Raw genomic sequence first — 12268 nt, 5'->3', positions numbered from 1 at the left:
ATATGAATAGCCTGTCGCGTCCTTTTATTCTTCGACCAGTGGCAACGTCGCTGCTGATGACCGCGCTGTTGGCAATGGGGATATTGGCCTGGCGCCTGTTGCCGGTGGCAGCACTGCCGCAGGTGGAATATCCCATTATTCAGATATTCACCTTTCATCCCGGCGCGGGTCCCGATGTGACCGCCAGAACCATTACCGCGCCGCTGGAAAAACAACTGGGGAAAATTCCAGGGTTGAAGCAGATGTCTTCCACCAGTTCTGGTGGCGCATCGGTAATTACCCTGCAGTTTGCGCTGGAAGTCGATTTGGGCGTAGCCGAGCAGGAGGTACAGGCCGCCTTAAATGCCGCCGATAATCTGCTGCCCAACGATCTGCCTACACCGCCAATTTACCGCAAGGTGAATCCGGCCGATGCGCCCATACTGACGCTGGCGATTAGCTCTGCCAGCCTGCCTTTGCCGGAGGTTTACGACCTTGTTGACACACGCATGGCGCAAAAACTGGCGCAATTATCGGGTGTTGGTTTAGTCAGTTTGGCTGGGGGGCAGCGCCCGGCTCTGCGCATTCAGGTTAACCCCACGGCGGTGGCGGCCTATGGTTTGAGTTTGAATCAAATTCGCAGTGCCATTGCGGCGACCAATGTTAATCAGCCCAAGGGCAGTTTTGACGGCCCTAATCGCAGCACTATGCTAGACGCCAATGATCAGATTACCTCGGTGGCTGATTACGAAAAACTGATCATTGCCTGGCAAAACGGCGCACCGCTGCGCTTGGGTGATGTTGCCAATATAGTTAATGGTGCAGAAAATCGTTTTATGGGTGCCTGGGCCAACACTCAAGCGGCAGTGTTGTTGAATATTCAAAAACAACCGGGTGCAAACGTCATCGATGTGGCTGATCGGGTACAGGCGCTGTTACCACAATTGGCTGCAACTCTGCCTGACTCGGTAGATGTGACGGTATTAAGTGATCGCACCGATAGCATCCGCGCGTCGGTGCGGGATGTACAAAAAGAATTGTTCTTTGCCATCGGCCTTGTGGTGCTGGTGACCTTTGCATTTTTGCGCAGTATTCCCGCCACGATTATTCCTAGCATTGCAGTACCGCTGTCGCTGGTGGGCACCTTTGCCTTTATGTATTTGGCAGAATACTCCATTAACAATCTCAGCCTGATGGCCTTAACCATCGCCACTGGGTTTGTGGTGGACGATGCCATTGTGATGCTAGAAAACATTGCCCGCCATCGGGAAGAGGGAGACTCGCCGCTGGCCGCCGCTTTAAAAGGTGCCAAAGAAATTGGCTTTACGTTGATTTCCCTTACCGTTTCCTTGATTGCGGTATTAATCCCCTTGCTGTTTATGGCGGATGTGGTGGGGCGAATGTTTCATGAATTTGCGGTGACACTGGCGGTGGCTATCGGTATTTCTTTACTGATCTCGCTGACGCTGACGCCGATGATGTGTTCAAAAATGTTGAAGCAGCCGTTGAATCATCAAAACAGCTCTCAGGATTTTATGGACGGTTTGATTCGTCGTTATGGTCACGGCCTGGATTGGGTTTTAGAACGACGAGGTCCAGCGATGTTGGTCATGCTGGGCACCATCGCGTTAACGGTGGTGCTGTACTTTGCGGTGGATAAAGACTTTTTTCCGGTGCAAGACAGCGGCGTGATTCAAGTGGTGACCGAGGCGCCCCAGACCAGTTCTTTTGCCAATATGGCCAAGCGTCAACAAAGTTTGGCTGCGGCATTATTAGAAGAGCCCGGTGTAGAAAGTCTGTCTTCGTTTATTGGTGTGGATGGCAGCAATACCACGTTGAATAGCGGCCGCATGTTTATTAATTTGCCGCCCCACGACCAGCGCAGTGAATCGGTATTTGAGTTAATCGAAAAACTTCGCGCCCGAGCTGCAGACGTGCCGGGGATAGAAGCCTGGTTTCAGCCAGTGCAAGAACTGAGTATTGAAGACCGGGTTAGTCGTACCCAATACCGCTTTACGTTGACGGCAGCCAGCACCAAAGATTTAGCCGATTGGGTGCCTCGTTTTATTGAGGCGTTGGACCAGCGTCCAGAACTGGTCGATGTTGCCAGTGATTTACAGCAACAGGGTCGGGAAGCCTATATCGATATTGATCGGGACGCTGCAGCAAGGCTTGGCGTAAGTGTGTCGGATATTGCCGATACCTTGCAAAACGCTTATGGCCAGCGGCAAATTGCGACTCTGTTTACTCAGGCCAACCAATATCGGGTGGTGTTGGAGGTGGATCAACATCAGGCTCGGGGCTTGGAGGCCTTACAAAGTCTGTATGTGCCAACTGCCTCGGGTAGTCCTGCACCGTTGAGCAGTGTTGCCACGGTGAAGCAACGTGCGGCGGCGCTGCTGATCAATCATCAAGGACAGTTTCCCTCGGCAACCTTGTCGTTTAATTTAGCTGCGGATGCCTCACTGGGTGAAGCAATTAATGCCATTGAAACCGTAGAAAAAGAAATTGGTTTGCCGCTGGGAATTGAACGGCGTTTTCAAGGCGCTGCCGAAGCTTTTCAGGCTTCTTTGTCGAATACTCTCTGGCTAATACTTGCCGCTGTCGCGACCATGTATGTGGTGCTGGGGATCTTGTATGAAAGCACTATTCATCCTATTACCATTTTATCTACTCTGCCTTCGGCCACGGTTGGCGCGCTGTTGGCATTGTTGTTGACCGGCAGACCGCTGGATTTAGTGGCGGTTATCGGCGTGGTCTTGCTTATTGGTCTGGTTAAAAAGAACGGCATTATGATGGTGGACTTTGCCCTAGACGCGCAGCGTACTCAGGGTATGGCCCCTCGTGAGGCGATTCACCGCGCCGCCATGTTGCGTTTTCGGCCGATTTTAATGACGACCCTTGCCGCACTCTTTGGCGCCTTGCCATTGATGTTGGCGTCGGGTTCGGGTGCTGAACTTCGCCAGCCGCTGGGGCTGGTCATGGTGGGCGGTTTATTAGTGAGTCAGGTGCTCACCTTGTTTACGACCCCTGTGGTGTATTTATTCTTTGATCGGTTTCGGCAAGATCCGCTTGATCTTGATGCGGCTGAGGCCCTGCAATGAATTTATCCCGGCCTTTTATTCAACGGCCTGTGGGAACCGGGCTGCTGTCACTGGCCATTGTGTTGGTGGGGCTGCTGGCTTGGCGAATGCTACCGGTGTCGCCGCTGCCCCAGATTGATTTTCCGGTAATTAGTGTCTCCGCCAGTTTGCCCGGTGCCAGTCCAGAGAGCATGGCCACCACGGTGGCGACACCTTTAGAAAGGGCGCTGGGGGCAATTTCTGGCGTCACCGCGATTTCTTCCTCCAGCAATCAGGGCTCGTCTCAGGTTGTGTTGACCTTTGAACTGGATAGAAATATTAACGAGGCGGCCAGAGATGTACAGGCGGCCATTAATAGTGTCCGCAGCCAGTTACCGTCGGGCATGCCCGGTAACCCTGAATTTAGAAAAGTAGACCCTTCTCAAGCGCCTATTATGGGCTTGGCATTGAGTTCGCCCAATTTAATGTCGGCCCAGCTTTACGACGCGGCCTCGACCATTTTAGCCCAACGACTTGCTCAAATTGTGGGGGTGGGTGAAGTGGAAGTCAGCGGGGCATCGTTGCCTGCAGTGCGGGTGCAACTTAACCCTGGCGCGTTGCTGCACAGAGGCTTGGCTTTGGATGAAGTGCGCAATGCCATTAGCACCGCCAATGCTCTGCGCCCTCTGGGTGTCATCGAAGATGCGAACTATCGCTGGCGGGTTACCACCAGTGACCCCTTGCGTAAGGCCAGTGAGTATCGCGATCTGGTTATTAGCCAAACCGATGGCGCGGTGGTGCGGCTGGGGGATGTGGCGGAGGTGACTAACTCGGTAGAAAACCGTTATAGCAGCGGTTTTCACAATGATCGGCCCGCGGTGATGTTAATGATCAGTCGCCAGAGCGGCGCTAATATTGTTGAAACCATCGATGCGATATATGCCGAGCTGCCAAGGTTAAAAGCCTTGATGCCCGCCGATAGTGAGTTGTCAGTGATAATGGATCGCTCGCCGGGAATCCGTTCTACATTGTCTGAAGCCGAGCTGACGCTGCTGATTTCAGTGGTGTTGGTGATATTGGTAGTGTGGGCATTTTTGGGAAGCTTCCGTACGGCATTAATCCCCACCTTGGCCATTCCGGTGTCATTAATTGGCGCGTTTGTGGTGATGTATTTCTACGGCTTCTCGCTCAACAACCTGTCGTTGATGGCCTTGGTGGTGGCCTGTGGTTTGGTGGTGGATGATGCCATCGTGGTACTGGAGAATATCGAGCGTCACCTGGAGGCTGGCTTGTCGCCATTACACGCCTCCTTAAAAGGTGCCAACGAAGTGGGTTTTACGCTACTGGCAATGAATTTGGCCTTGGTGGTGGTGTTTGTTTCAATTCTGTTTATGGGCGGGGTTGTCGAACGTCTGTTTCGGGAGTTTTCGATTACCCTGGCTGGGGCCATGCTAATTTCTCTGCTGGTGTCTATCACGCTGACCCCCAGTCTTTGTGCCCGCTGGTTGCAGGCTAAAGAACAGCGCCGTCCGGGGCGTTTTGCGCGCAACAGTGCGGAGCTTTTTGAATCGCTGCAAACGGCTTATGGTCACAGTCTGGACTGGGTATTGCGTCACGGCGTACTGGTGATGGTTTTGTTGTTGGGGGTGCTGGCCAGCAATATTTATCTGTATATGGCCATCCCTAAAACCACCTTGCCGAATCAAGATACCGGGCAGATCAGGGGCTTTGTGCGGGGAGACGACGGGTTTTCTTTTCAAATTATGCAGCCGAAAATTGAAGCCTTTCGTCAGTACATTCTGCAAGACCCGGCCGTGGCTGATGTCACCGGCACCAGTGGCGGCAATGGCGGTTTGACCAATGCCCAGCTCACGGTCAATCTCAAACCCGTGACTGAACGTGATGCCTCTGCCCAAGAGGTAGTTGATCGCTTACGCGAAAATGCGCCGCTGGTTTCTGGTGGGCGATTAATGTTGATGGTCGATCAGGATATTCGCTTGTCGTCGCCGTTTAGACGCAGCGAATATGAATTATTGCTGCGTTCTGATTCCTTAGAAGACCTGCGGGAGTGGGCCTACAACGCCGCTGTGGCCATGCAGGAATTACCTGAGCTGGTGGATGTGGACTCGCCGGGCGGCGAAGAAACCCAGCAGGTGGTGCTAAATATAGATAGAGAAAAAGCCCGCCAATATGGGGTGGATATGAGCACTATCGCCTCTATGCTCAACAATTCTTTTTCTCAGCGTCAGGTGGCGACCCTTTACGATGAAATGAACCAATACCGGGTGGTAATGGAGTTGACACCGGGCTATACCTCCAGTCCGTCGGTATTACGCCAGTTGGAAGTACTAACGGATGACGGCAATAAGGTGCCTTTATCAACCTTTACCAGCTGGGATTACGGTATGGGAGAAGACCGTATTCGCCATGAGGGGCAGTTTGCCTCGGAGGGTATTGGCTATGCCTTGGCACCCGGTGTGACTGCATTGCAGGCCGAAGCGGCATTGGCGGAAATGGTGAATAAAATCAAATTGCCTACCAAAGTGCATGTGGCCGAAGACGACGACACCGGTAGAGATTTTGGTGCTGATCTTAGTCAGCCCTGGTTAATTTTGTGGGTATTGCTGGCGGTCTATTTGGTGTTAGGAGTCTTGTATGAAAGCACATTACATCCGCTGACGATTTTGTCGACCCTGCCCTCGGCGGGCATTGGTGCACTGATTGCCCTTAAAATTTCTAATACCTATTTAAGCTTAATTGCTTTGTTAGGTTTGTTTTTGTTGATCGGCATTGTGATGAAAAATGCCATCTTAATGATTGATTTTGCTTTGCAAGCCCAGCGCCGCAATGGCTTAACACCTATTGCGGCAATTCGTGAAGCTTCGGTGTTGCGATTGCGGGCAATCTTGATGACGAATTTGGCAGCCTTATTGGGCGCGGTACCGTTAGCGATGGGCTTTGGAGAAGGTGCCGAGCTGCGCCGGCCGCTGGGCATTACCATTATTGGTGGTTTGCTGGTTAGCCAGTTTCTGACTTTGTATACCACACCGGTTGTGTATTTATATTTAGAAAAGCTGCGCCAAAAATGTATTCGACATGACGCACTGCCCGCTGAAACCGACTCTGATTTGATGAAATCCCCATGATGAAAAAACGAACAATTATTCAGTGCTTATTGCTGACAACGACGCTAGTTACTGGCTTAACGGCCTGCTCGGCTGGACCGGATTATGTTAAGCCAACGGTAAATATCCCGGTCAGCTTTAAATACGAAGCCGGTTGGCAAACGGTGAGTTCGCAAAGCTGGGCCGCACAGGGTAAATGGTGGCAGGCATTTAATGATCCGAAATTAAATAGCCTGATTAATCAGGCCATGCAAGCCAACCAGACCCTTGCCCAAAGTGAGGCTCGGTATCGCGCTTCACAAGCCCAGCTTCGCGGGGCGCGAAGTGACTACTTCCCCCAGTTGAACGGCAGCCTTTCAGGCACCCGCAGCGGTGGCGATAGCCGCAATGTAGACGAAAGCTACAGTGCTGGCATCAGTTTGAGTTGGGCTCCGGATGTGTGGGGCAGGGTGCGGCGTCAGGTCGAGAGCCAGCAAGCGAATCTTGAAGGCAGCGCTGCCGATTTGGTGGCGGCGCAGTTAACTATTCAGCTGGCCGTGGCGCAGAGCTATATTCGCCTGCGCGCCTTTGACTTGCAGCGCGAGATTCTTGAGCAAACCATGATTGCTTATGATCGCTCCTATACCCTCACTAATAACCAATATAAAGCGGGAATTGTGGCGCGCTCAGATGTGATTCAGGCAGAAACTCAGCGTCAATCGCTGAAAGCCGATTTGATTGATCTGCAAAACCAACGCGCTTTAGAAGAAAACAATATTGCGGTATTGCTTGGCAAAGCGCCGGTGCAATTTTCGCTGGCGGCGCTTAATCGCATTCCCGATGTGCCCGCGTTGCCAGAAACCTTGCCCTCTACCTTAATTTCTCGTCGCCCCGATGTGGTGTCGGCAGAACGACAGCTTGCTGCTGCCAATGCTCAAATTGGTGTCGCTAAAACGGCGTGGTTGCCCAGCTTTGGTATCAGCGCCAGTCAGGGGCTGCAGGCCAGTCGCTTTAGTGAATTATTGGATGCGCCCAATATGATCTGGTCGGTGGGGCCCAGCCTTGCTCAAACTCTGTTTGATGGTGGGGCGCGCCAAGCTGCATATAACATCGCCAAAGCGCAGTACGATGAACAGCTGGCGTTTTATCGGCAAACCGTATTGGATGGCTTGGCAGAAGTAGAAAATGCACTGGCCAGTATTGCGCTGTTAGGAGATAAAGCCGAGCAGCAAGATCGCTTAGTTGAACTGGCTGAAGAAAACGAACGCATTATTACTAACCGTTACAAAGCCGGGATCGTCAGTTTTCTTGAGGTGGCAACGGCGCAAAATTTGACCTTAAATGCAAAGCGGTCGCGGTTAAGTAACACCGCCGATAGACTACAAGCCGCCTTGCAGTTGGCGGCAGTTATCGGCGGCGGTTGGGAGCTGGATGATCCGGTGGTGCAGACGGTGACGGTTGAGCCAAAAGACTAAAAATAATAGTCAATGGCCAGTTCTACAAAACTGTCGCGACGTAGCAAAAATAACGGCGCGCTATTATCTTCGGCACTGAAATAGTAAAACTCAAGGCTAAGTCGAGTTGAACTACCAAGCCGGGTACTGGCTTCTACAAAGGCAAGTTGCGACCCCGCTTTGCTCAAGTCTTGGACGACGCCAGCAAGAATTTCGCTGCCAGCAATATCATTAAAACTTAAACGCCCACCTATAAATAAATCATTTTGATATAGCGATGTCGCTTCATTTCCGCGGCTGTCTTGTGAATACTCAGCGAGTACCCCCAGATCCCAGTTATTCCAGATGCCGACAATTGCTTTTTCGACACCGCTGGTGCTGGCAAAAAAATCGATTCCTTGGGTATCGCCAAGGTATTCCCTGTAAATTGTTTCCAGCTTCCAAATCCAGTCGCCAACAATATATTGTGCGGTAAGGCCATTTTGAAAAATTTGTGGGTAAAACGGCTGCAGAACCACATTGCCGTTGTTCGTAGCCACCTCAAGCAGCGGCTCTCGGGATGTTCCCCAAAAGCTGGAAATGCCTAGACTCACATCGCCGAGGTAGTGACTCCAGCGTAAGGCTGCATCGCTGTGCTTATCTCCAGCACCGCTATCGAAGCGCCCGTCTTCTATGGTGAGGGGAATGCTGCGGAGGCGACCATTTTCTCCGGCAAAGCTTCGTTCTCTGAAACCGGGCAGCAGAATGATATCAACAACTCCCCAGTCCTGTAGCAAGGCCAAATGCGCCATGGTCTGGCCAAGTTTTTCTTCTCCATCTGGGGCCTCGACAAGGTCAGTTTGATTAACAATGTCCACCAAGTGCTGGGACTCGGTAACGCCCCAAAAGAGTTTGTTGATACCAAGGCTAAACTCATAGTCTTGGCCCACATGCTGCCAATAGGCCTCGCGAATATCACCGTGACTCCGCTTGTCATCAGCACTGTCGTGGCGGTAGAACAGTTTTACATTCACGCTATCGTCGTTATTGTTAAAGCGCTGATACCACTCGGGTGCCACGACCATAGAATAGGCGGTGTCTTTTTGTTGTGGCTCTAATGCTGTGTCTGGAAACCAGCGGGTTTGAAGCCCGGCATAACCTAATATCTCTGCGTTGCCACTGACACTGAAGCAGCAAAGTAAAATTCTGCAGCAGCCAGATATTACCCTTGTGGCCGCCTGCCTAGCGGGCACGTTGCAAGCTGTTTCGGGTGAAGTCACTTTCGTCTAGCCCTGTTTTAAATTGATAATTCTTCATTAAAACGATGGTTTTTTTATTGTTTTGGTGATTAACCATGGTTTGAGTAGCGGGCCGCCAGAAGGTATCCAGATATTGTTGATAGTCACTGTAAATCAGCGTTTTTAACAATTTGCCGCGTTTATCGTAATAGTCAGCTTTAAGTGGCCTTAATTCGGCATGATCCACCCAGACGACTTCTTTGCTGTATCCAGAATAAGGGTCTTTGGGATAAGCCTCAATGACATAGCACTCCATGCCATTAAAGGTTTCGTTGCGCAGCCACTTATAATCATAGCGGGCAACCTCAAAGGAGTTGAGGTCTTCGTAGGAGAATTCGCTGCCCATAAAGGGGCTGGTTTTATTCTTAGATGAAATTTGTTTGACGCGCTTCAGAGCGGGTAAATATAGCCACTGATCATCGGGCTCAAGAATATGAGTGAAGCTGAGAAAAGCGGTGCCCTGAACATCTCTTGGAGTATCAAAAATAGTGAGTGATTTATCGCCGTCATCCTGTTTTTCCAGGCTTTTAATTCGCATTTCCCGGGTGGCCAGCATGTCGCCGCGACTGAATAATTGCATTTCCATGGTGGCGGTGGAGTCTGTCCAGCCCGTATCACGGGCTTTCATTTCTTTGGCGATGACCAAGCCTTTGGCTTCGGGAGATTTTGTCTCAGCAAAAACGCTGCTATTGAGCAGTATGGTTGCGGCGATGGCCAACCAGCAGCCTCGATAATTGATCAGCATATTATTGTCCTCTTTTGTGTGTCGATGGCAGCGATTTTATTTTTTGGCTTGCCTACCCTAACCCAGTCTGGAACATTATCATTAGTTGTATAATATTTCTCCTGTGGTGCTGTGTTATTGTCACAGAGTTAATAACAATAATTTTATACTAATCGAGTACTTTTTTTATGGCGGGTAGAGACTCCAAGTTTGTAGATCTTATCGATAATGCTTTTTTCAGATTGGCCGCTTGGGCGGTTTCCCACCGTTGGTGGGTGGTGCTGTTTTCTCTGTTGCTGCTGGGCGTTGGCCTTTACTTTGCAAGTAAAGTGCAGAGTGATAACAGTCTTGATGCTTACTTCGATAAGTCAGATCCTGCCTATGTTGCCTATTCAGAATATCTGGACGAGTTCCTCTCTGATGAAGTGACGTACATCCTTTACCGGGTTCCCAATCGACCTCATGGACCATTCAATTACGAGGCAATGCAGCAGGTCGCAAGCCTGACGGAAGCACTAGAGAATGAAGTGCCTTTTGTTCGTGAGGTGACCAGCCTGACTAATGTGGAATTTATCCGCGCAGACGGTGATTCCATTCATATCGATGAACTGATGATTGATTTTCCCGACTCACAACAAGCGCTGCTGGAGTTGCGTGAGAGGGTGCTGGATCGGCCGTTGTATGTAAATTATCTGGTTAATGAAGAGGCGACTTACGGCGCGGTAATTTTAGAAATGGAGCTCAGCAGTGTCGATTTGCTGAAGGATATTATTTTTGATCCTGCCAAGGGCAGTAGTGATATTAATAACCTTTATCCTCAAGTGAGTGATAACAAGGTTAGAGAAATTCTGGCTCGGGATGAGTATCAGGGCATTGAATTTTTTCTCACCGGCGATGTGCCGATGAATGCCACTTATAACAATCTGTTTATGAGTGATTCTGCCAAGGGGACCCTAATGACATTGGGGTTGTTGGCGTTGCTGTCGTTTTTGTTGTTTCGTGTTAGCTGGTTGGGTTTGGTGGGCCCGCTGGCGGTGGTGGTGCTGAGCATTATCTTGGTGCTGGGGGTCATGGGCGCGTTTGGCTGGGTACTGGGGTTGTTTTTTGGCATTGTACCAACGCTGCTCTGCGCTGTTGGCGTGGCGCAATCAGTGCATATCATTCTTGAGTTTCAGCGGGTGTTTGCCGAAACAGGCGACCGAAAGCTTTCTGTACAAATGGCTATTGGCAAGGTGGGTGGTGCTTGTTTGCTGGCGGCTATGACCACCGCTTTTGGCTTTTTGGTGATGACGGTTTCCCATCTTAAAGTGCTCAGTGAAATGGCAATGTATGCGGCGGCCGGGGTGATGTTTACCCTTATATTGTCCTTAACTTTGTTAGTGGTGTTTTTGGCGGGAGGCAAGGCAAAACCAAAGCAGACAAAAAATCGCAAAGGTGTTAATCGATATGTGTTATCTGCAGTTGAGGCATGCATAAAGTTAAACCTTCAGCACCCCAAAAAACTACTGGGAACAGGCTTGATGGTTATTTTGGTCAGCCTTGTTGGCGTATCTATGCTGAAAATTGATTTTAACTTTTTGACTGAATTCAAGCCCAGTGTGGAGTGGCGACAACATACCGAAAAAGCCGAGGAGGTGATGGGGGGAATACTCAGTTTTGCCTATATTGTGGACACCGGCGAAGCGGATGGTATTAAAGACCCTGCCTTGCTGCAGGCATTGGATAAACTGCAACAGTATGCAGAATCACTCCCACACGTAAAGAAAACCTATTCGGTGGTGGATATTCAAAAAGATATAAATCGCAGCTTTCACGGTGATGACAAGGCTTGGTATACCGTGCCGGATGATCGAAATTTAATCGGTCAATATTTTCTGGTTTATGAGATTTCTGGTGGTGACGAATTAGATGATTTTGTCACTCGTGATTATTCCCGAGCAGTATTGGAGCTGCGGGTTGAGCTGATGGAGTCATCCGAAGTTCGAAAAGTTATGAACAGTGTGGATGCGTACCTTGAACAGCATCCTTTGCCTGGTGCAGAGGTGCGTAAGACCGGTATCGGTCTAATGTGGATTAAAGTTGCAGATTATATTGCCGATACTCAGTTTTACGGTTATAGCCTGATTTTTATTGGCATTGCCGTATTTCTGTGTATCGCGTTTGGTTCGATTAAAGTGGGTCTGTTGACGATGATCCCCAATGTGACGCCGGTATTGGCGATATTGGGTTTGATGGGGTGGATAGATATGCACCTGGACTATATGAAGCTGTTGCTTGCAACTATTGCCATCGGTATCGCGGTAGATGACAGTATTCATTTAGTAACGCGCTTTCGTCGCCGGTTTTTTGAGAGTGGTAATTATGCTTTGGCCGTTGAGCAATCCTTACGAGATGTGGGTCCAGCATTGATCATTACAACGCTGATTTTGATTGGCGCATTTTCTTGTTATCTGTTATCCAATATGTTGGTTATTGCCCATTTTGGTTTGCTGCTTGGGGTGGCAATTAGCGTGGCACTGCTGGCTGATTTACTGTTTATGCCAGCGATGCTTTTGTTGTTGAAGCCTTTTGGGCCAGAATTTACCCCTGAGGATAAATAAATTCAGTTTAGAACGGGGCGGGCTTTATGTGGCCGCGCCCCGGCTTTTTGGCTCATTGTTTTGCTAGC

Annotated in this window: 6 protein-coding genes; 4 read left to right on the top strand and 2 right to left on the bottom strand. The window is 50.1% G+C overall.

Going from position 1 to position 12268, the window contains the following annotated elements; genetic code table 11:
• Positions 1 to 2 precede the first annotated feature (2 nt).
• From IMCC21906_RS12310 to IMCC21906_RS12300, 3 genes are read left to right on the top strand one after another with little or no spacing between them, the layout of a single operon-like run.
• Positions 3 to 3083, top strand: coding sequence for a multidrug efflux RND transporter permease subunit (locus tag IMCC21906_RS12310; RefSeq protein WP_047012419.1), 3081 nt, complete (start codon positions 3 to 5; stop codon positions 3081 to 3083).
• Positions 3080 to 6187, top strand: coding sequence for an efflux RND transporter permease subunit (locus IMCC21906_RS12305; RefSeq protein ID WP_047012418.1), 3108 nt, complete (start codon positions 3080 to 3082; stop codon positions 6185 to 6187). Before IMCC21906_RS12310 ends, IMCC21906_RS12305 begins: the two co-directional genes overlap by 4 nt.
• Positions 6184 to 7620, top strand: a complete 1437-nt coding sequence (locus IMCC21906_RS12300; RefSeq protein WP_197085897.1) for an efflux transporter outer membrane subunit — start codon at positions 6184 to 6186, stop codon at positions 7618 to 7620. The genes IMCC21906_RS12305 and IMCC21906_RS12300 overlap by 4 nt, the downstream gene beginning before the upstream one ends.
• On the opposite strand, the gene IMCC21906_RS12295 is transcribed toward IMCC21906_RS12300, so the two are convergent.
• Positions 7617 to 8663: a hypothetical protein gene (locus IMCC21906_RS12295; RefSeq protein WP_156166046.1), complete on the bottom strand. Its 1047-nt coding sequence runs from the start codon at positions 8661 to 8663 to the stop codon at positions 7617 to 7619. The two genes, IMCC21906_RS12300 and IMCC21906_RS12295, sit on opposite strands and share 4 nt — an antisense overlap.
• A gap of 157 nt (positions 8664 to 8820) precedes the next feature.
• Positions 8821 to 9621, bottom strand: coding sequence for an outer membrane lipoprotein-sorting protein (locus tag IMCC21906_RS12290; RefSeq protein WP_047012417.1), 801 nt, complete (start codon positions 9619 to 9621; stop codon positions 8821 to 8823).
• Between the two features lie 167 nt (positions 9622 to 9788).
• Here IMCC21906_RS12290 and IMCC21906_RS12285 point away from each other — a divergent pair, with 167 nt between their 5' ends.
• A complete protein-coding gene (locus IMCC21906_RS12285; protein WP_047012416.1) occupies positions 9789 to 12200 on the top strand; it encodes an RND family transporter in 2412 nt (803 codons plus the stop codon).
• Positions 12201 to 12268: the final 68 nt, after the last annotated feature.

Source organism: Spongiibacter sp. IMCC21906 (genome assembly GCF_001010805.1).
GTDB lineage: Bacteria > Pseudomonadota > Gammaproteobacteria > Pseudomonadales > Spongiibacteraceae > Spongiibacter.
The sequence above is the reverse complement of the archived record's forward strand: the minus strand, read 5'-3'. Positions and strand labels throughout refer to the sequence as shown.

Excerpts from the sequence above, each read along its gene's own strand:
- IMCC21906_RS12295 (WP_156166046.1), bottom strand. The coding sequence starts at position 8,663 with ATGGTCGTGGCACCCGAGTGGTATCAGCGCTTTAACAATAACGACGAT.
- IMCC21906_RS12310 (WP_047012419.1), top strand. The coding sequence starts at position 3 with ATGAATAGCCTGTCGCGTCCTTTTATTCTTCGACCAGTGGCAACGTCG.
- IMCC21906_RS12285 (WP_047012416.1), top strand. The coding sequence starts at position 9,789 with ATGGCGGGTAGAGACTCCAAGTTTGTAGATCTTATCGATAATGCTTTT.
- IMCC21906_RS12305 (WP_047012418.1), top strand. The coding sequence starts at position 3,080 with ATGAATTTATCCCGGCCTTTTATTCAACGGCCTGTGGGAACCGGGCTG.
- IMCC21906_RS12290 (WP_047012417.1), bottom strand. The coding sequence starts at position 9,621 with ATGCTGATCAATTATCGAGGCTGCTGGTTGGCCATCGCCGCAACCATA.
- IMCC21906_RS12300 (WP_197085897.1), top strand. The coding sequence starts at position 6,184 with ATGATGAAAAAACGAACAATTATTCAGTGCTTATTGCTGACAACGACG.